The sequence below is a fragment of the Geothrix alkalitolerans genome (genome assembly GCF_022808885.1).
Taxonomy (GTDB): Bacteria; Acidobacteriota; Holophagae; order Holophagales; family Holophagaceae; genus Geothrix; species Geothrix alkalitolerans.
Genome location: NZ_JAKZLE010000003.1, coordinates 1 through 17120, shown reverse-complemented (window position 1 = coordinate 17120; position 17120 = coordinate 1). Strand labels below are relative to the sequence as shown.

Below are 17120 nucleotides of genomic sequence, written 5' to 3'. Positions count from 1 at the left end.
CTACTCCGCCTTCACGGCGAAGGGCTTGAAGCCCGCCTTCTTGAGCCTCTCGGCCGTCTTGTCGATGGCGGCGCGGTCTGCCGACTTGGCGAGGCGCACCTTCAGCTGGCCCTTGTCCTTGAGGGTGGTGGTGGCGAAGCCGGCGGCCTTGGCCTTGTCGGCCACGCGCTTGGCCTCGGCCGCATCAGAGGTGGACACGAGCTGGAGGGTCCAGGCACTCTCCCGAGCTGGGGCCGCCTCAGGTTTCGGCTCGGGTCTGGGAGCGGAGGCATCCACCCGCGGGGTGGCCACGAGCTTGTCCGGGCCGTCGCCTTCGAAGATCTTGAGCTGGTCGACCAGCGGCTCGGGAAGGTCCTTGAGCTCCTCCTCCACGCCTTTCTGGGCAGGGCGGCGCAGAGCCGCGCCCTGCTTGCCGACCTGCACGCCCAGGACGAAAGCCAGGGTGACCAGGCCCACGCCCACGCCCGCCACCCACAGGATGGATTGGCTGCCGATGCTGATCTGGTCACGCTGGGTCATCGTCGTTCCAGCCTAACGCCTTCGAACAGCGCCGCGAACTGGGCACCCGAACTGGCGGGGGCGGTGACGAGGGCGCGTTCCGCGGGTTCCAGCAGCGCCGCCGCCAGCAGCTGGCCGCCGGAGCCGCCGAACTCGCCCCAGAGGGCCTTGGGGAAGCGGGCCGCGGGCCAGTCCGGATGGGCGGCGGCCAGACGGGCCTCCAGGGCGTCGAGCCGGCCCAGACCGTTGCTGCCGCCGATCCATCTGGTCGGAGCGGCCTCGCCAAGGGCCTCTATCGATGCCTCGGCCAAGGCCCGCGCCCGGATCTCGATTCCGGCTCCAGGCGCGGACCGCGAGGTCACGGCGCGCAGGCGGGCCCGGGGGCGGGCGCCCCGGGCTTCGGCGCGTTCCCGGGTCTCCAGCAGGAAGGCCTGGGCCCCTTCGCCCGGCAGGAAACCCCGGTCTGAGCCCACCTCGGGGCGGCCGTGCCGGGCCAGCAGGCGGGCGCCGGCGCAGATGTCGAGGAGCAGGGGGAAGAGGCCATCCGCCCCCAGGACCAGCGCGGCGTCCGCCAGGCCGGCGCGCAGCCAGCGGGTCGCCTGCTCCAGGGCCGCGAGGGCGGCGCTCTCCCGGTCCACGAAGGTGGCGCTGGGGCCCTTGAGGCCGAAGGCCAGGGCCAGGTGGCCGCTGGCGGCGTTGGCCACCGTGTTGGGGAAGAGCAGGGGCGAGGCCCCATCGGGTCCGCGCTGGAGGTAGGGCCGCATGAAGGCTTCGCTGGCCTCGCTGCCGCCGGTCATGGTGCCCACAGCCACGGCGATGCGGTCGCCCACCGGCTTCGGATCCAGGCCCGCATCCTGGAAGGCCTGGTGCGCTGCTACCCAGGCGAATCGCGAGACGCGATCCAGGCGCCGCAGCTGCATGGGTGGGATGATGCCGGCGGGGTTGAACGCGGCGCAGGCGGCGCCCCGGCCCTGGCCCAGCGTTTCCGGCAGATCCGCGAAACAGGGCTGCCCCGAGGCGAGACAGGACCCCGCGGCCTCGATGCCGTCCCCGCAGGGCAGCACCAGGCCCAGGCCGGTGATGACGAGGTCGCCGCTCATGCCCCGCTCCAGCGGCGCAGGGCCAAGCTCACGTTGTTGCCCCCGAAGGCGAAGGCATTCACCAGCGCCGCGCGGAGCCGGCGCTGCTTCGCCACCAGGGGCGTGCAATCCAGGTCGCAGGCGGGGTCCGGGTCCTCCAGCCGCAGGGTGGGGCTCACCGCCTGGTCGCGCAGGGCCAGGATGGCGGCGGCGGCCCCGAAGGCTCCGGCGGCGCCCAGGGTATGGCCGAACTGGCTCTTGGTGCTGGTGACGGAGACGGCGTCGGCGGCCGCGCCCAGGGCCCGGCGGATGGCCAGGCACTCGGCGCCGTCGTTGGCGGGGGTGGCCGTGCCGTGGGCGGAGACCAGGTCCACCTCGGCGGGATCCAGCCGGCCCGTGCGGAGGGCCATGGCCATGGCCCGGGCCGCGCCTTCGCCCTCGGGATGGGGCGCCGTGGCATGGTGGGCGTCCATGCTGGCGCCGTAGCCCAGCACCTCGGCGTAGATGGTGGCGCCCCGGGCCAGGGCCCGGTCCAGGGGCTCCAGCAGGATCTGCACGGCGCCCTCGCCCAGGTTGAGGCCCGCCCGATCCCGGCTGAAGGGACGGCATTTCCGGGCATCCACGGCCTTGAGGCTGGAGAAGCCCGCATAGGTGGTGCGGCAGAGGCCCTCGGCACCCCCGGCCACGGCCAGGTCCAGCTCCCCGGCGGCCAGGCGCTCCCAGGCCTGGCCCAGAGCCAGGAGGCTCGAAGAGCACGCGTTCATGACGGTGGCGCGGGGGCCTTCGGCGCCGAGCACCCGGGCGAGGGCGTCCGTGACGGTGCAGGGGCTCTGGTAGGCGGGCTCCGCGGCCCGGCCGCGATGCCCGGCCAGGCGATCCTCCAGGTAAACCTCGGCCACGGGCAGGCCGCTGGTGCCCGCGCCCTGGAAGACGCCGATACGGGCTGGATCGCCGCTGGGCTGGAAGCCGCCGAGCGCCTCCACCAGGGCCCTCAGGGCGGCGACCTCGCACAGGGTCTGGTGCCGAAGGGGTTCCAGGGCCACCTGGCCGGCGACCTGGGCCGGTTCCGCCGGCAGGTCCAGGCGGGAGAGGGGTCCCAGGCCGTCCCGTCCGGCGAGCATGGCGGACCAGGTGCCTTCGCGGTCCAGGGCCAGCGAACTCACGATGCCGAGGCCCGTGACCGCCACGCGGTTCATAGGCGCTTCACCAGCAGGGTCGCAGTGCAGAGGTCTCGCCCTTCGCAGGTCGCGGCGCATTGAAGGCGCATCAGCCCCGCGAAGGCGCCTTCCGCGGCCACCTCCAGGCGCAGCCGGTCTCCGGGAACGGCCGGGGCGTGGAACCGGGCGTCCCGCACGCCCGCCAGGAAGATGGAAGCCCCGTGGAGGGTTTCCGCCTCCAGGAAGCCGCCGGCCTGGGCCAGCATCTCGAGCAGCAGGGGGCCGGGGACCTGGGCACCCCCGGCGGGGTGGTCCAGGAGGTAGGGCTCACCGGCCGTGACGAGCTTCTCGGCCACCACCCGCAGGCCCGGCTCCCGCTCCAGCAGCCGGTCCACGAGGAGCAGGGGCGCGCGATGCGGGAGGTGGGCCAGGATGTCCATGGGCGGGACGTCAGGCTTTGGCGTGCTCGGCGATGAAGTCCGTGAGGGCCTGGACGGACTTGAACGCCCGCATGCCCGCGGCCTCGTCCTCGATCTTCACCCCGAACACCTGCTCGATGCCCAGCACGAGTTCCAGGGCGTCGATGGAGTCGAGCCCCAGCCCTTCTCCGAAGAGGGGGGCCTGGTCCTCGATCTGGTCCGGGGTCAGGCCCTCAAGCTTCAGGCGCTCGATGATCATCTCTTTGACGCGCAGCTTGAGGTCGCTCATGACAATCCCGGCAGATCAGTGGAAGTGGTGATTCTATCCTCAACCCGGGGGCCCGGTGGGGTTGTGATATTGGCACGGTTTCGGGATCCGCAAAGGGCGCTAAGCTGGATCCTCGCGGAACCCTCCGCCCGAGAGCGCCATGGCCCATCCCGCATCGCCCTTCCTGCCGGTCCTGATCCTGCTGCTGGTCGCCGCCGTGACGGCCGTCGCCATCCTCTTCCTGTCGGGCAAGGCGCTGGCCCTGCTCAAGCCCCGCAACCCGCAGGAGGCCAAGCTGCGGCCCTACGAGTGCGGCGTGCCCATCCAGCAGCCCGGGGCGCGGCACAAGTATTCCGTGCGGTTCTACCTCACGGCCATGCTGTTCATCCTGTTCGACGTGGAAGCCGCCTTCCTCCTGCCCTGGGCCGTGAACTTCAAAAAGGCGCTTTGGACCTTCGTCCCCATGTTGAGCTTCATGGCCACCCTGCTCGTGGGCTTCATCTACGCCTGGGGCAAGGGCGCCTTCGAGTGGGAGCACTGACCATGGCCGAGATGAACCTCAACGACGCGGTGGTGACCACCCGCCTGGACGCGGTCGTCAACTGGGGCCGCAAGAACAGCCTCTGGCCCATGCCTTTCGGCACCGCCTGCTGCGCCATCGAGTTCATGAGCATGCAGGCCTCCAAGTACGACATGAGCCGCTTCGGCGCCGAGGCCATGCGCTTCAGCCCCCGCCAGAGCGACATGATGATGATCCTCGGCACCGTCACCAACAAGATGGCGCCGGTGCTGCGCACCATTTACGCCCAGATGGCCGAGCCCAAGTGGGTGATCTCCTTCGGTGTCTGCGCCAGCTCCGGTGGCATGTACCGCACCTACGCCACACTCCAGGGCGTGGACCGGGTGATTCCCGTGGACGTCTACGTGCCAGGCTGCCCGCCCCGGCCCGAGAGCATGCTCTACGGCGTGATGAAGCTGCAGGAGAAGATCGAGAAGGAATCCCTCTCCATGCGCAAGGACCACATCGCGCGGTTCTACGAAAGCCTGGCACGGCAGGACGCGCTCCAGGCGGAAAAGGGCCTCACGGGCCAGCAGACCATCCGCGAGATGCTGCTGGACGCCGCGGAGCGCGGCGCGGGCACGATCTTCTAGCCTGGGGAAGACCATGATCATCGAGCACATCGACGCACAGCTGCCGGGCGCCATCACCGACCGCCATGACTTCCGGGGCGACCAGACCGTGGTCGTCGCGAAGGAGAACCTGCTGCCCCTGGTGGACCTGATCCACCGGGAGGGCTTCCAGCTGCTGGTGGACATCACCGCCGTGGACTGGCCGGAGCGTGAGCAACGGTTCGACGTGGTCTACCACTGGCTGAACCTCGCCAGCCAGGAGCGCCTGAGGGTGAAGGTGCCCGTGGCCGACGGCGAGACCGTGCCCACCCTGACCGGCCGCTTCAAGACCGCCGACTGGTTCGAGCGCGAGGTCTTCGACCTCTTCGGCATCCGCTTCGAGGGCCACCCGAACCTGAAGCGCCTGCTCACCTGGGACGACTTCCAGGGGCACGCGCTCCGGAAGGACTTCCCCCTGGATGGCGGCGATCCCTTCTGCATGGAAGGCTGCACCGCTCCCTACAACAACGGCGAACGGGCCAGGGGCTGAGGACGCTATGACCATGGATTCCATCGCCCTCTCCCGCCAGATGCTCGACGGCGATCACATGATCGTCAACTTCGGGCCCTCGCACCCCACCACCCACGGCACCCTGCGCATCGTCCTCGAGCTCGAAGGCGAGACCATCATCCGGGCCACCCCGGAGATGGGCTACCTGCACCGCGGCGTGGAGAAGCTGGGCGAGAGCCTCAGCTACCAGCAGTTCATTCCGCTCACCGACCGCCTGAACTACTGCAGCTCCATCATGAACAACGTGGGCTACGCCTGCGCCGTGGAGAAGCTGCTCGGCATCGAGATCCCCAAGCGGGCCCAGCAGATCCGCGTGCTGGTCTCCGAGCTGGCCCGCATCGCCGACCACATCGTCTGCGTGGGCGTGAACGCCGTGGACATCGGCGCCTTCACCGCCTTCCTCTACCTCTTCAAGCAGCGCGAGACCGTCTACGACCTCTTCGAGATGGCCGCCGGCCAGCGCCTGCACACCAGCTTCACCCGCATCGGCGGCCTCTTCCGCGACATCCCAGAGGGCTTCGTGCCCCTGACCGAGCGGTTCCTCGTGGAATGCGAGGCGGCCGTGGACGAGTGCGAGCGTCTCCTGACCCACAACCCCATCTGGTACAACCGCACCAAGGGCATCGGCGCCATCAGCCCCGAAGACGCCGTGAACAGCGGCTACACGGGCCCCTGCCTGCGCGCCGCCGGCGTGCCCCAGGACCTCCGCAAGGCCCAGCCCTACCTGGGCTACGAGACCTACGACTTCGACATCCCCGTGGGCACCACCGGCGACGTGTTCGACCGCTACCTGGTTCGCATCGAGGAGATGCGCCAGAGCCTGCGCATCATCCGCCAGGTGCTGGACCGCCTGGAGCCCGGCCCCGTCATCGTGGACGACTACAAGGTGGCCCTGCCGCCCAAGGAGAAGGTCTACACGCGGATGGAGAGCCTCATCCACCACTTCAAGCTCATCATGCACGGCATCGACATGCCCGTGGGCGAGGTCTACAGCGCCACCGAGGCGGCCAACGGCGAGCTGGGCTTCTACCTCGTGAGCGACGGTGGCAAGAACCCCTACCGCATCCGGGTCCGTCCGCCCTGTCTGCCCATCTTCAGCAGCTTCGAGGAGCAGGTGAAGGGCTGCCTGATCGCCGACGCCGTCGCCGTCCTCGGCGCCATGAACATCATCGCTGGCGAGCTCGACCGCTGACGCGCCGAGTGAGCATCATCGCCGGCGGGCTCGACCGCTGACGCGCCGCCCGCAGATTACTTGCCCAGGGCCTCCAGCTGGGCCCGGTAGTCGTCCCGCAGGCGCTCCAGCATGGCCAGGAGCTGGTTGCGCTCCTCCACGGAGAGGCAGCGGTCCACCTGCTGGCAGAGTGCCTGATGGCAGTCGTGCATGCGGGCCTCCAGGGCCAGGCCCTTGGCCGTGATCTGCACCCGGCTGCCCCGGCGGTCGGAGGGATTCTCGCAGCGCTTCACCAGGCCCCGGGCCTCCAGGCGGTTCACCAGGCGGGGCACGTCCGCGAAGCGGTAGATCATCCGGCAGCGGATGTCCTTCACCAGGTAGCCGTCCTTCCCGCCCCCCTTGAGGATGCGCAGGACGTTGAACTGCTGGTCGGAGAGGTCCTCGGGCTCATAGAGCGCCTGGTCGAAGAGCCGCGCGACATACTCCCGGGTCAGGAGGATCGCCAGGGCCACCTCGTGGCCCGGCTCGAGGGGCTTGGTGATCTGGAGTTCTTCCTGGATGTGCATGGTTCTGCTCCGGCTGATCCAAGATTGACATGATTTCCCCCAAAAAAGGTGTTGCAACTTCATTGGAAGCGCCTAGACTGAATTGCATGGTGAAACACCTAATTTCTGGAGGCTCCATGCGACACCCCTTCCGCACCCTGCTCGCCACCCTCGCCCTGGCGGCCGTGCCCGCCCTGGCCGGCCAGGACACCTACAAGATCGACCCGGTCCACAGCGAGGTCAGCTTCAAGGTCAGCCACCTGCTCGCCAAGGTCAGCGGCCGCTTCACGAAGTTCGAAGGCACCATCCAGGTCGACACCGCCGACATCAGCAAGTCCAGCGTGGCCGTCACCATCGACGCCGCCAGCCTGACCACGGACAACGAGGCCCGCGACAAGCACCTGAAGTCCCCCGACTTCTTCGACGTGGCGAAGTACCCCACCATCACCTTCAAGAGCACCTCCGTGAAGGAAGTGGCCAAGGGCAAGCTGGAGATCACCGGCGACTTCACCCTGCATGGCGTGACTCGGCGCATCACCTTCCCCATCACCAACGCCGGCACCCAGCCTGGCATGGCGCCCGGCAGCGTGGTGGCAGGCTTCATCGACGGCGCCCTCAGCCTCAACCGCAATGAGTACGGCATCAAGACCTTCCCCGGCGTCATCGGCGAGACCGTCGCCGTCAGTCTGAACGCCGAGGCCGGCAAGGTCGCCCAGACCGCCCAGAAGTAACCGGACGTCCCGTTTCGTGATGGGGGGCACAGGGGTTTACCCCGGTGCCCCCCAGCGTCTTTGGGCTAAACTGGCCGTTCATGCGAGCGCGCCCATGAACCATCCTCTGCCTCCCGAGACCTCGAACGAGCCCCTAGCCCCGGGCCAGCGGCTGCCGGAATCCGAACGGAAGGAATTCAGCCCCGAGGCCCTGGCGGAGATCCAGGCCCTCATGGTCAAGTTCCCGGACAAGCTCGCGGCCACGCTGCCGGCGCTGCACATCGCCCAGCGCGAGTTCGGCTTCGTGAGCCTCTCGGCCATGAAGGCCGTGGCCAAGGCCATCGGCATCCCCGAGGGCCACGTCTTCGGCGTCGCCACGTTCTACACGATGTACCAGAAGGCCCCGGTGGGTCAGTTCCACCTCCAGGTCTGCACCAACATCAGCTGCGCCCTGCGCGGCGCCGCCCAGCTGCTGGAGAAGGTCTGCGAGAAGACCGGCGTGAAGCCCGGCCAGGGCCCCAGCGCCGACGGCATGTGGAGCGTGGAGGAGGTCGAGTGCCTCGCCGGCTGCGGAAGCGGCCCCTGCGTGCAGGTGAACCACGATGTCTACGACGAGTTCGTGGACGAGAAGAAGCTCCTCGAGGTGATGGAAGCCTGCAAGCGGGGCGATTACCGGCCTTGGGCCCACTGAGCGGAGACACAGACATGGCCGCCATTCGCACCAAGCCCGATCCCCAGATCTACACCTTCCCCGGCTTCGGCACGGAGAAGTACCCGAACCTGATGCTCCGCGGGGCGGGGGACCTGGACAACTGGCACCTCAAGGTCTACGAGCAGAAGCACGAGGGCTACGTGGCCCTGAAGGCCGCGCTGAAAATGGAGCCGGTGGCCGTGGTCGAGGAAATGAAGACCTCCGGCATCCGCGGCCGCGGCGGCGCGGGCTTCCCCTGCGGCCTGAAGTGGTCCTTCATGCCCAAGGACACGCCCGAGCGGAAGTTCACGCGCTACCTCGTCTGCAACGGCGACGAGGGCGAGCCCGGCACCTTCAAGGACCGCGCCATCCTCGAGTACAACCCGCACCAGCTCATCGAGGGCATGATCATCGGCGGCTGGGCCATGCAGTGCAAGCTGGGCTTCGTCTACATCCGCGGCGAGTTCCTCTGGCTCATCGAGAAGCTGGAGGCCGCCATCCAGCAGGCCCGCGATGCCGGCTACCTCGGCAAGAACATCCTGGGCACGGGCTGGGACTACGACATCCTCGTCTACCGCGGCGCCGGCGCCTACATCTGCGGCGAGGAGACGGCCCTGCTGAACTCGCTGGAAGGCCGCCGCGGCGAGCCCCGCGTGAAGCCGCCCTTCCCGGCGGCCAAGGGCGCCTTCGGCCAGCCCACCACCGTGAACAACGTGGAGACGCTCGCGGCCGTGCCCCCCATCCTCCGCATGGGCGGCGCCGAGTACGCCAAGCTGGGCACCCCCAAGAACACGGGCACCCGCATCTTCGGCGTCAGCGGCCACGTGAAGCGCCCGGGCCTCTTCGAGCTGCCCCTGGGCACGCCCATGGACTTCGTCGTGAACGAACTGGCGGGCGGCTCCAGCACCGGCAAGAAGATCAAGGCGATCATCCCCGGCGGTGCCAGCGCCCCCATGTTCGACGAGAAGGACTTCGACTGCCCGCTGGACTTCGACACCGTGAAGGCCCGCGGCTCCATGGCCGGCTCCGGCGGCCTCATCTGCATGGACGAGGACACCTGCATGGTGCAGGCCACCCTGCGCCTCATCCGCTTCTACGCCCACGAGAGCTGCGGCCAGTGCACGCCCTGCCGCGAAGGCTGCAACTGGATGGAGATGGTGCTCCACCGCATCGAGCACGGCGAAGGCCGCATGGAGGACCTGGACCTGCTGGCCAGCCTCACACCCCGCATCGGCCTGCGGACCCTCTGCCCCCTCGGCGACGCCGCCTGCGGCCCCATGGACTCCGCCCTCCAGAAGTTCCGCCACGAGTTCGAGCATCACATCACCCACAAGACCTGCTACGCCCAGGGCTCGCGGCTGCTGACCGCGGTGGGCGCGCACTAGCGGCCATCCTTCCGTTCCGCAGAACCGGGCGCCGACGGCGCCCGGTTCCTTGTTCGGGAAAGGTCGCGCCACTCAGGAGCCGACCAGGGTCGGGTGCGCGGGGCCGGCCTTGTAGCCGCCCTTCAGATCAGGCCAGCCGCATTCGACAAGCCGGAGGCACGCCTGGGCGACGCTTTCCACCCGCTGTCGTCCGTTGTTGAAGACGGCGTCGTACCAGTGGAAGGAGGTGATGTCCGTGTGCAGGCACTCGCTGATGAACTTCTCTCGCAGCTTGGACTGGACCCGGACCACGTCCCCGGCGTCCTCCATGGGCATCTCGAGGCGGCGCGCGATGGATCGGACGCGGAACTCGAAGCTGCCCACCAGGCGGAAATGGAAGCAGTTCTTCATGTCCTGGCAGACGACAGCCCCGCCCCGGCCGACGATGATCGCACCCCCGGCCATGGCGATGGGGACCAGGTGCTGCACCACCTTGGCGTAGGCGTCATCGTGGGTGAGGAAGCCGAAATGCGTCCGGAGGACATCCTGGGCGTGGCTTTCGTTCCCGAGGTGGGCCAGGAGCTCCCGGGAGAGCTTTTCGTCGGAGGCCACCTGATCCACCAGCGCCTTGTCGAAGATGGTCCAGGGCAGGCCTGTCACCTCGTCGAGGAGGGTTTTCAGGTGGAGGGCCAGGGGATAGCCCTGGCAGCCGAACTCCCTGGAGATGGTGATGGTGGGCAGGTTCCGCCTTTGATGGGAGCGCGCGAGCCGCTCCTGCAGCTCGGTCCACGTGCATTCCCGCTTCTCGATGCTCGGGACGAGGGACGCCAGGGGCTTGGGCATACGACCTCCAGTGGCGGGACAGCCAGGCGAGGACGGCCGGCGCTTGGAGCATAAGGCCTTCCTGGGCACAGGCAAGGCCCGGATCGTCTGGAGCCTCCTGGGAGGACCACCTACCCTGGAAGGATGCGCCTCTCCATCCTCCTCCTGCTCGCCTCGCTCCTCCGGGCCCAGGAGGTCTTCCTGGTGCAGCCCTACCTGCAGCTGGGCGATGCTCCGAAGGCGGCGGCCGTGGACCGGCTGGATCTGTTGTGGCAGACCGAGGATCGTGACGCCGCCTGGCGCGTGGAGGTGAAGGTCGGCGACCGCTGGAAGCCCCTGCGGCCCGCCTTCCGCCGGCTGGATGCGCCGCCTCTGCCGCCCCACCGCATCTACCGGGCCACCCTGAAGGACCTGCCGCCGGGGGCCCGCGTGCCCTATCGGGTGAAGCGGGATGGCGCGGTGGTGTTCGAGGCTCAGGCGCAAGTGCGCAAGCCTGACGCCCATCGGATGGTGGTGTTCGGGGATGCGGCGGACGGGTCGCGGGAACAGGCGGCCCTCGCGCAGGCCGTGGCCGGCGCGCATCCGGACGCAGTCCTCCTTGTCGGGGACCTGGTCTATGGCATGGGCCTGGCCTCCGAGTACCGCCAACGCTTCTTCCCGGTCTACAACGGCGGCTCCCGCCCGCTCATGGCGGAGGTGCCGTTCCTGGGCCTGCCCGGCAATCACGACGTGCCGTTCCGCCGCGCTCCGGATGCGGCCGCCTATTTCGCCTACTGGTCCCTGCCCCTGAACGGGCCCGCCCTGGAGCCCGGCGGGCCGAACGCCGCGCCCGTCGTGGCCGGCGTGCACGATGCCATGGTGGCTGCCGCGGGCCCGGCCTTTCCCCGCATGGCCAGCTACAGCTTCGACTACGGCAAGGTCCACTGGACCGTATTGGATTCCAACGCCTACGCGGATTGGACGAGCCCGGTCCTGAGGGCCTGGCTGGAGGCCGACCTGAAGGCCGCGAAGGCGGCCACCTGGCGCATCGTGGCCCTCCACCACCCCCTGTTCCAGAGCTCCCGCAGCCACATGGATGACCAGTGGATGCGCCCCATCAGCCCCCTCCTCGAGAAGTACGGCGTGGACCTGGTGCTGGCCGGCCATGTCCACAACTACCAGCGCACGGCTCCCCTCCGCTTCACGCCCACGAAGGTGGGGCCCCGGGGCAGGCCGGTGGAGGGCACCTTCACCGTCGACGAGGCCTTCGACGGCAAGACGGTCACCCGGGCGAAGGGCGTCGTCCACATCGTCACGGGCGCCGGCGGGGCCGAGCTCTACGACCGCTGGCAGACGGATGTCCGCGCCAGCTGGCAGCCCTGGACCCGCGCCTTCGTCTCCGACCGGCATTCCTTCACGGTGCTGGACGTGGACGGCCGCGAGTTGAGGCTGCGGCAACTGGATGCCGAAGGGCGGGAGCTGGAGGCCGTGACGCTCACGAAGTGAGCTTGTCAGGGGCCGCTGGGACCGTGCGGGGAACCTAGCGTGTTCCTGAGGCGAGCGAATAGGCGCGGATCCTGTGGTCCCGCATCTCGAAGATCCAGGTGTCAGACCAGATGGCATCGGTCTGGACCTTGACCCGGGCCTGGATCGAGCCCTGGACCACCGCCAACGTCCCGACCTCCACGCGGAGGTCGGGGTGCTTGCGGAAGGTGGTCTGGAAGAAGGCCCGGATCTGTGGCTTCGAAAGGATTCCGCCGGATCCCCGGAAGACGGCGTCCTCGGTCAGGCACCGCATCATCCCCTCGAGATCCCGGCGGCCGTAGGCCTCCAGGAAGCTGAGTACGAGCCGGGTGTCCGGCGTGTCGGGGGCGGACGGGGCCAGCGCCGGGGGACGGCACGAGGCCAGGAGGATGATCACGGAAGCCACGGCGTACGGCGCGGTGCGTGTCATGCGCCACCTCCGCAGGCCGCCCGGGCCGTCGAACGGCGCCTAGCGGCCGAAATGGATCGAATAGGTCAGCGGCTTCGGCAGCTGGGGGCTCTTCACCGTGGCGGTGAGGGTCAGCGCCTTGCCGTCGGGGCTCAGCTTGAAGAAGTTGGTGCGCTCGCCGTCCTCGTTCTTGAAGGTCTGGACGAGCTGGTCCTTGCCCACCTGGGCGGCCACCATGAACTTCTCGCCGTCCTCGCGGGTCCAGGGCGCGGCCTTGCCGCCGGCGGGCATGAGGATGGGGGCCCGGTCGTCCAGCTTCACGGCCACGCCCTTGTCGGTGATGGTGATGGTGACCTTCCGGTAGGCGGGGTTCAGCTTCCTGAGCCGCCCGCGGGCGATGGGTCGCTTGTAGAAGGCCATCTCCTTCACCGTGGCGTCGATGGCCGCGGCGATGTCATCGGCCTTGGTCTGGGTCCAGGCGCCGGAGAGGGGAGGCTCCTGGGCCGCCAGAGACAGAGCCGCGAGTACAGGTACGATGAACAGCCGGGCTGCGCGCATGGGGACCTCCGTGGAATGGGTGGTCCCACCATAGCACCGGGTGGTCCGCGGCAACACCTTCAAACGCCAACCGCAGAGAACGCGGAGAAAAACCTTCTCTGCGTTCTCTGCGGTGAAACAACCGATGGGGCTGGGTCGTCCCCTACCCGATGGTCGCCACCATGACGGCCTTGATGGTGTGCATGCGATTCTCGGCTTCGTCGAAAACCACGCTGTGGCGGGACCGGAAGACCTCGTCCGTCACCTCGCGGATGTCGTGGCCGAGAGCCTTCTGCTCCTTGGCCAGCTTGGTCTCGAAGTCGTGGAATGCGGGCAGGCAGTGGAGGAACTTCACGTCCGGGTTGCCGGTCTTCTGCACCATCTCCATCGTGACCTTGAAGGGCGTGAGCAGTTTCACGCGCTGGGGGATCTGGTCCTCCTCGCCCATGCTGGCCCAGACATCGGTGTAGAGCACATCGGCGTCCTTGACGGCGGCGGCGACGTCATCGGTGACCTCGATGGTGGCGCCGGTCTCCTCGGCGGCCTTGCGGGCGGCGGCCAGCACGGCGGGATCGGGGGCGAGGTCTTTCGGCCCCAGGGCCACCATGTGCATGCCGGTCTTGGCGGCGCCGTACATCAGGGCGTAGCTCATGTTGTTGCGGATGTCGCCGCAAAATACCAGCTTCACCTTGTTCAGGGGCTTGGCCACGTGCTCCTCGATGGTGAGGAAGTCCGCCAGGATCTGGGTGGGGTGGTCGGTGTCCGTGAGGCCGTTCCACACGGGCACGCCGCTGTGCTGGGCCAGGGCCTCCACCACTTCCTGTTTGTAGCCGCGGTACTCGATGCCGTCGTAGAAGCGGCCCAGCACCTTGGCGCTGTCCTCGATGCTCTCTTTCTTGCCGACCTGAGAGCTGGCGCTGTCCAGGAAGGTCACGTGGGCGCCTTCCTCGAGGGCGCCGACCTCGAAGGCGCAGCGGGTGCGGGTGCTGGTCTTCTCGAAGAGCAGCACGATGTTCTTGCCCTTCAGGGCCTCGCCGTGGAGCCCCATGCGCTTCTTGGCCTTCAGGTCCCGGGAGAGGTCCAGGAGGTAGCGCACCTCCAGGGGGGTGAAGTCCATCAGCGTGAGAAAGCTGCGTCCCTTGAGGTTGACGGCCATGGGGTCCTCCGAAGCGAATCCAGGCCCCAGGGTAGCCGCCCCCCGGGGTGACGGCGGTCCGGAAGGCGCCGGCCCGAACCCCGGTTTACAGAGTGTCAGAGCCCGTCCGGAGGGTCACCAGCAGCTGCCCCTTGGCCACGGTCGCGCCGGGGGCCGCGGTCACGTCGAGCACGGTGCCGTCCAAGGGGGCCGCCACGTGATTCTGCATCTTCATGGCCTCGAGGACGAGAAGGCTCTGGCCGCGGCGCACGAGGTCCCCGGGCTTCACGAGGACTTCCAGGACGAGGCCGGGGATGAAGGCCGTGATCCGGCCCGGGTCCCTGGGTGCGTAGGCCTTCCGGAGGGTGTACTTCCGGGTGTGGGCCGTTTCGTAGACGGTGTCGTTCAGGGTGAGGGTCTGGCGCGTGGTCATGGAGGCTCGCTCAGAAGGGGGGCACGCCGTGCTTCCGGGCGGGCCGCGGCTCGTCCTTCTGCTCGGAGATCGCCAGGGCGTGGAGCAGGAAGTCGCGGGTCTGCCGGGGGGCGATGACCGCATCCACATGCCCATTGGCCGCGGCGACGTAGGGGCTGGCGAATTTCTCGGTGTATTCCTGGACCTTCTGCTTCCGGAAGGCCTCGGGATCGGCCGCGGCGGCGATCTCGCCCTTGAAGATGATGTTGGCGGCGCCCTCGGGGCCCATGACGGCGATCTCGGCGCAGGGCCAGGCGAAGACGAAGTCGGCGCCCAGGTGGCGGGAGCACATGGCAATGTAGCCGCCTCCGTAGGCCTTGCGCAGGATGACCGTGATCTTGGGGACGGTGGCCTCGCTGTAGGCGTAGAGCAGCTTGGCGCCGTGGCGGATGACCCCGGCGTGCTCCTGGTCCACGCCCGGCAGGTAGCCCGGCAGGTCCACGAAGGTCACCAGGGGAATGTTGAAGGCGTCACAGAAGCGGATGAACCTCGCGGCCTTGTCCGAGCTGTCCACATCGAGGACGCCGGCCAGCACGGCGGGCTGGTTGGCCACCATGCCCACGGTGCGGCCGTTCATCCGGGCGAAGCCCACCACGACGTTGGCGGCCCAGAGGGCCTGGACCTCCATGAAGTCCGAGCCGTCGCAGACGGCCCGCAGCACGTCGCGCACATCGTAGGGCCGGTGGGCCTCGGAGGGGATGATGCGCTCCAGGTCCTCCTCGGTGCGGGAGGGGCTGGTGTTGAAGGGGTCAGCCTTCTTGCGGTTGTTCCAGGGGATGAAGGTGACCAGGCGCTTCACCTGCTCGAAGCACGTGGCCTCGCTTTCCGCATAGAAATGGGCATTGCCCGAGATCTCGGACTGCACCCGGGCCCCGCCTAGGTCCTCCATGGAGATCTCCTCGCCCAGCACGGTCTTGATGACCTCCGGGCCCGTGATGAACATCTTGGAGATCTTGTCCACCACGAAGACGAAGTCGGTGAGGGCCGGGGAGTACACCGCTCCGCCCGCGCAGGGGCCCAGGATGATGGAGATCTGGGGGATGACGCCCGAGGCCAGGGTGTTGCGGTAGAAGATCTCGCCATAGCCCGCCAGGGAGTTCACTCCCTCCTGGATGCGGGCCCCGCCGGAATCGTTGATGCCGATGAGGGGGATGCCCAGCTTGATGGCGTGGTCCATGATCTTGGTGATCTTGCGGGCGTGGGCCAGGCCCAGGCTGCCCCCGGCCACGGTGAAGTCCTGGGCGTAGATGGCCACCGGGTGGCCCGCGATGGTGCCCGTGCCGGTGATGACGCCGTCCCCGGGCAGCTGCTTTTTCGCCATGCCGAAGTCGGAGCACTTGTGTTCCACGAAGAGGTCGTACTCATGGAAGGAATCGGGATCGAGGATGGCGGTGATGCGCTCCCGGGCCAGGAGCTTGCCCTGGGCAGCCTGCTTCCGGGCCGCCTCCGGATGGGGCTCCTTGGCTTCGGCTTGGCGGGCGGCGTGATCCTTGAGTTTCCGGGGGAGGGACATGGGCGATCCTTGGAGGCATTTCGCGGCCCTGAGCGCAGGTCCGGGCAGGCTTTCAAAAAGCTGACCCATGCATCATAAATGCCTTGTCCCGGGAAAATCCACGCCAAGGATCACGAATTCCCGGAACCGGAGGGTCCCATTGGGCCCTCCTTGGCCGTATAGTCAGGGCCATCCATTCCATCCAGTCCGGCGCCGGGAGGCACGCATGCGACCACTCGCCCAGTTGATCCAAGGCAAGAAGGCCCTGGTGTCGGTAGGCCCCGACGACACGGTGTTCACCGCCCTGACCCTGCTGGCCCAGCACGACATCGGCGCCCTGCTGGTGCTGGAAGGAGGTCGCCTGGTGGGAATCTTCTCGGAGCGGGACTACGCGCGGAAGATCATCCTCAAGGGCAAGTCCTCGAAGGACACCCTCGTGCGGGAGATCATGAGCGAGCGGGTGAGCTGCGTGACCCTGGGGGAGACCGTAGAGGAGTGCATGGCCCTCATGACGGGCAAGCACATCCGCCACCTGCCGGTCCTTTCGGAGGACAACGAGGTGCTGGGCATCCTCTCCATCGGCGACCTGGTGAAGGAAACCATCTCCGACCAGCGGTTCACCATCGATCAGCTGGTGCACTACATCCAGAACTGAGCCGCTCGGCCGGTGTCTAGCCCCGGGTCTTCTCCGGGACCTTGTTGTGTCGGTAGGAGCCGAGCAGGAGGTTGGGACCCTGCTGGGCCACGCCATCCTCCAGGGGCTCCGCGCCGTAGTAGAACTGGTGCTGCATGTAGACCAGCGAATGCCCGGCGAGCTCCGGGAGGCTGCGCAGCACGGCGAAGGCCAGGTGGATGAGCGCATCCGTCGTCTGGTACTGGGTCATGGAGACGCGGTCGAGAAGCAGGTGGTCCTCGTACTTGTTCATGGGGCGGGAATAGAAGATGGTCTTCCCGTTGAACAGGATGTCCGTTCCATCCGTGGCGATGGTGTAGGTCTTGCCCTTGTCCGTGACCTCGAACTTGAAGGCCGTGCCCCGCTTGAAGGCGGTCATCAGGCTCTGGAACTTCGGGTGATCCAGGTAGGCCGCCCCGAAGTTGACCTTCTTCACGGCGGGCTTCATCTCCTTCGCCGTGGGACCGTACATCATGCGGTTGTAGCGCATGAGC

General features: G+C 68.2%; 22 protein-coding genes. 9 read left to right on the top strand and 13 right to left on the bottom strand.

Annotated features, from left to right (window positions below; all coding sequences use genetic code 11):
* The 5 genes from MLJ35_RS07845 to MLJ35_RS07825 are packed head-to-tail and all read right to left on the bottom strand — an operon-like array spanning position 1 to position 3442.
* Entirely contained in the window at positions 1–519 is a 519-nt protein-coding gene (locus tag MLJ35_RS07845; RefSeq protein ID WP_243383867.1) for an SPOR domain-containing protein, read from the bottom strand.
* Positions 516–1598 (bottom strand): beta-ketoacyl synthase N-terminal-like domain-containing protein, encoded by a 1083-nt coding sequence (locus MLJ35_RS07840; RefSeq protein WP_243383866.1) that lies wholly within the window; start codon positions 1596–1598, stop codon positions 516–518. Before MLJ35_RS07840 ends, MLJ35_RS07845 begins: the two co-directional genes overlap by 4 nt.
* Entirely contained in the window at positions 1595–2773 is a 1179-nt protein-coding gene (locus MLJ35_RS07835; protein ID WP_243383865.1) for a beta-ketoacyl-[acyl-carrier-protein] synthase family protein, read from the bottom strand. Before MLJ35_RS07835 ends, MLJ35_RS07840 begins: the two co-directional genes overlap by 4 nt.
* Positions 2770–3174: a 3-hydroxyacyl-ACP dehydratase FabZ family protein gene (locus MLJ35_RS07830; protein WP_243383864.1), complete on the bottom strand. Its 405-nt coding sequence runs from the start codon at positions 3172–3174 to the stop codon at positions 2770–2772. Before MLJ35_RS07830 ends, MLJ35_RS07835 begins: the two co-directional genes overlap by 4 nt.
* A 10-nt stretch (positions 3175–3184) precedes the next feature.
* A complete protein-coding gene (locus tag MLJ35_RS07825) occupies positions 3185–3442 on the bottom strand; it encodes a phosphopantetheine-binding protein (RefSeq protein ID WP_243295036.1) in 258 nt (85 codons plus the stop codon).
* A gap of 139 nt (positions 3443–3581) precedes the next feature.
* Between MLJ35_RS07825 and MLJ35_RS07820 the strand changes: the two genes are divergently transcribed.
* From MLJ35_RS07820 to nuoD, 4 genes are read left to right on the top strand one after another with little or no spacing between them, the layout of a single operon-like run.
* Positions 3582–3962 carry an NADH-quinone oxidoreductase subunit A gene (locus MLJ35_RS07820; RefSeq protein WP_243322762.1) on the top strand — a complete coding sequence of 127 codons (381 nt, stop codon included), beginning with the start codon at positions 3582–3584 and terminating at the stop codon, positions 3960–3962.
* A 2-nt stretch (positions 3963–3964) separates the two neighbouring features.
* Positions 3965–4573: an NADH-quinone oxidoreductase subunit B gene (locus tag MLJ35_RS07815; protein WP_243383863.1), complete on the top strand. Its 609-nt coding sequence runs from the start codon at positions 3965–3967 to the stop codon at positions 4571–4573.
* A 13-nt stretch (positions 4574–4586) separates the two neighbouring features.
* Complete coding sequence (locus tag MLJ35_RS07810; RefSeq protein WP_243383862.1) at positions 4587–5081, top strand: NADH-quinone oxidoreductase subunit C; 495 nt, start codon at positions 4587–4589, stop codon at positions 5079–5081.
* A gap of 40 nt (positions 5082–5121) precedes the next feature.
* On the top strand, positions 5122–6294 hold the full coding sequence (gene nuoD / locus MLJ35_RS07805; RefSeq protein ID WP_347710753.1) for an NADH dehydrogenase (quinone) subunit D: 1173 nt from the start codon (positions 5122–5124) through the stop codon (positions 6292–6294).
* 56 nt (positions 6295–6350) lie between these two features.
* Here nuoD and MLJ35_RS07800 read toward each other — a convergent pair whose 3' ends face one another.
* Positions 6351–6839: a MarR family winged helix-turn-helix transcriptional regulator gene (locus tag MLJ35_RS07800; protein WP_243322770.1), complete on the bottom strand. Its 489-nt coding sequence runs from the start codon at positions 6837–6839 to the stop codon at positions 6351–6353.
* Positions 6840–6955: 116 nt separating this feature from the next.
* Between MLJ35_RS07800 and MLJ35_RS07795 the strand changes: the two genes are divergently transcribed.
* The 3 genes from MLJ35_RS07795 (at position 6956) to nuoF (ending at position 9604) form a co-directional block, all read left to right on the top strand.
* Positions 6956–7549: a YceI family protein gene (locus MLJ35_RS07795; protein ID WP_243383861.1), complete on the top strand. Its 594-nt coding sequence runs from the start codon at positions 6956–6958 to the stop codon at positions 7547–7549.
* Positions 7550–7643: 94 nt separating this feature from the next.
* The gene (locus MLJ35_RS07790; RefSeq protein ID WP_243383860.1) at positions 7644–8219 is read left to right on the top strand and encodes an NADH-quinone oxidoreductase subunit NuoE family protein; all 576 of its coding nucleotides are present in this window, start codon (positions 7644–7646) and stop codon (positions 8217–8219) included.
* A gap of 14 nt (positions 8220–8233) precedes the next feature.
* A complete protein-coding gene (gene nuoF / locus MLJ35_RS07785; RefSeq protein WP_243383859.1) occupies positions 8234–9604 on the top strand; it encodes an NADH-quinone oxidoreductase subunit NuoF in 1371 nt (456 codons plus the stop codon).
* Between the two features lie 72 nt (positions 9605–9676).
* On the opposite strand, the gene MLJ35_RS07780 is transcribed toward nuoF, so the two are convergent.
* A complete protein-coding gene (locus MLJ35_RS07780; protein WP_243383858.1) occupies positions 9677–10426 on the bottom strand; it encodes a cytidylate kinase-like family protein in 750 nt (249 codons plus the stop codon).
* A 123-nt stretch (positions 10427–10549) separates the two neighbouring features.
* Between MLJ35_RS07780 and MLJ35_RS07775 the strand changes: the two genes are divergently transcribed.
* The gene (locus tag MLJ35_RS07775) at positions 10550–11890 is read left to right on the top strand and encodes a metallophosphoesterase (protein WP_243383857.1); all 1341 of its coding nucleotides are present in this window, start codon (positions 10550–10552) and stop codon (positions 11888–11890) included.
* 34 nt (positions 11891–11924) lie between these two features.
* On the opposite strand, the gene MLJ35_RS07770 is transcribed toward MLJ35_RS07775, so the two are convergent.
* The 5 genes from MLJ35_RS07770 to MLJ35_RS07750 form a co-directional block, all read right to left on the bottom strand.
* On the bottom strand, positions 11925–12338 hold the full coding sequence (locus tag MLJ35_RS07770) for a nuclear transport factor 2 family protein (protein WP_243383856.1): 414 nt from the start codon (positions 12336–12338) through the stop codon (positions 11925–11927).
* A gap of 39 nt (positions 12339–12377) precedes the next feature.
* Complete coding sequence (locus tag MLJ35_RS07765) at positions 12378–12875, bottom strand: hypothetical protein (RefSeq protein WP_243383855.1); 498 nt, start codon at positions 12873–12875, stop codon at positions 12378–12380.
* Positions 12876–13017: 142 nt separating this feature from the next.
* Positions 13018–14010 carry an ornithine carbamoyltransferase gene (gene argF, locus MLJ35_RS07760; protein WP_243383854.1) on the bottom strand — a complete coding sequence of 331 codons (993 nt, stop codon included), beginning with the start codon at positions 14008–14010 and terminating at the stop codon, positions 13018–13020.
* An 85-nt stretch (positions 14011–14095) separates the two neighbouring features.
* Positions 14096–14422, bottom strand: coding sequence for an acyl-CoA carboxylase biotin carboxyl carrier protein subunit (locus MLJ35_RS07755; RefSeq protein WP_243383853.1), 327 nt, complete (start codon positions 14420–14422; stop codon positions 14096–14098).
* A gap of 10 nt (positions 14423–14432) precedes the next feature.
* Entirely contained in the window at positions 14433–15974 is a 1542-nt protein-coding gene (locus MLJ35_RS07750) for an acyl-CoA carboxylase subunit beta (protein WP_243383852.1), read from the bottom strand.
* A 205-nt stretch (positions 15975–16179) separates the two neighbouring features.
* Between MLJ35_RS07750 and MLJ35_RS07745 the strand changes: the two genes are divergently transcribed.
* The gene (locus MLJ35_RS07745; RefSeq protein WP_243383851.1) at positions 16180–16608 is read left to right on the top strand and encodes a CBS domain-containing protein; all 429 of its coding nucleotides are present in this window, start codon (positions 16180–16182) and stop codon (positions 16606–16608) included.
* Positions 16609–16624: 16 nt separating this feature from the next.
* Here MLJ35_RS07745 and MLJ35_RS07740 read toward each other — a convergent pair.
* On the bottom strand, positions 16625–17120 hold a 496-nt coding region (locus MLJ35_RS07740), incomplete at its 5' end, for a hypothetical protein (RefSeq protein ID WP_243383850.1).

What these genes read in the sequence shown, in the direction of transcription:
- MLJ35_RS07845 (WP_243383867.1), bottom strand. Translation starts at nt 519, where the DNA reads ATGACCCAGCGTGACCAGATCAGCATCGGCAGCCAATCCATCCTGTGG.
- MLJ35_RS07840 (WP_243383866.1), bottom strand. Translation starts at nt 1,598, where the DNA reads ATGAGCGGCGACCTCGTCATCACCGGCCTGGGCCTGGTGCTGCCCTGC.
- MLJ35_RS07835 (WP_243383865.1), bottom strand. Translation starts at nt 2,773, where the DNA reads ATGAACCGCGTGGCGGTCACGGGCCTCGGCATCGTGAGTTCGCTGGCC.
- MLJ35_RS07830 (WP_243383864.1), bottom strand. Translation starts at nt 3,174, where the DNA reads ATGGACATCCTGGCCCACCTCCCGCATCGCGCGCCCCTGCTCCTCGTG.
- MLJ35_RS07825 (WP_243295036.1), bottom strand. Translation starts at nt 3,442, where the DNA reads ATGAGCGACCTCAAGCTGCGCGTCAAAGAGATGATCATCGAGCGCCTG.
- MLJ35_RS07820 (WP_243322762.1), top strand. Translation starts at nt 3,582, where the DNA reads ATGGCCCATCCCGCATCGCCCTTCCTGCCGGTCCTGATCCTGCTGCTG.
- MLJ35_RS07815 (WP_243383863.1), top strand. Translation starts at nt 3,965, where the DNA reads ATGGCCGAGATGAACCTCAACGACGCGGTGGTGACCACCCGCCTGGAC.
- MLJ35_RS07810 (WP_243383862.1), top strand. Translation starts at nt 4,587, where the DNA reads ATGATCATCGAGCACATCGACGCACAGCTGCCGGGCGCCATCACCGAC.
- nuoD (WP_347710753.1), top strand. Translation starts at nt 5,122, where the DNA reads ATGCTCGACGGCGATCACATGATCGTCAACTTCGGGCCCTCGCACCCC.
- MLJ35_RS07800 (WP_243322770.1), bottom strand. Translation starts at nt 6,839, where the DNA reads ATGCACATCCAGGAAGAACTCCAGATCACCAAGCCCCTCGAGCCGGGC.
- MLJ35_RS07795 (WP_243383861.1), top strand. Translation starts at nt 6,956, where the DNA reads ATGCGACACCCCTTCCGCACCCTGCTCGCCACCCTCGCCCTGGCGGCC.
- MLJ35_RS07790 (WP_243383860.1), top strand. Translation starts at nt 7,644, where the DNA reads ATGAACCATCCTCTGCCTCCCGAGACCTCGAACGAGCCCCTAGCCCCG.
- nuoF (WP_243383859.1), top strand. Translation starts at nt 8,234, where the DNA reads ATGGCCGCCATTCGCACCAAGCCCGATCCCCAGATCTACACCTTCCCC.
- MLJ35_RS07780 (WP_243383858.1), bottom strand. Translation starts at nt 10,426, where the DNA reads ATGCCCAAGCCCCTGGCGTCCCTCGTCCCGAGCATCGAGAAGCGGGAA.
- MLJ35_RS07775 (WP_243383857.1), top strand. Translation starts at nt 10,550, where the DNA reads ATGCGCCTCTCCATCCTCCTCCTGCTCGCCTCGCTCCTCCGGGCCCAG.
- MLJ35_RS07770 (WP_243383856.1), bottom strand. Translation starts at nt 12,338, where the DNA reads ATGACACGCACCGCGCCGTACGCCGTGGCTTCCGTGATCATCCTCCTG.
- MLJ35_RS07765 (WP_243383855.1), bottom strand. Translation starts at nt 12,875, where the DNA reads ATGCGCGCAGCCCGGCTGTTCATCGTACCTGTACTCGCGGCTCTGTCT.
- argF (WP_243383854.1), bottom strand. Translation starts at nt 14,010, where the DNA reads ATGGCCGTCAACCTCAAGGGACGCAGCTTTCTCACGCTGATGGACTTC.
- MLJ35_RS07755 (WP_243383853.1), bottom strand. Translation starts at nt 14,422, where the DNA reads ATGACCACGCGCCAGACCCTCACCCTGAACGACACCGTCTACGAAACG.
- MLJ35_RS07750 (WP_243383852.1), bottom strand. Translation starts at nt 15,974, where the DNA reads ATGTCCCTCCCCCGGAAACTCAAGGATCACGCCGCCCGCCAAGCCGAA.
- MLJ35_RS07745 (WP_243383851.1), top strand. Translation starts at nt 16,180, where the DNA reads ATGCGACCACTCGCCCAGTTGATCCAAGGCAAGAAGGCCCTGGTGTCG.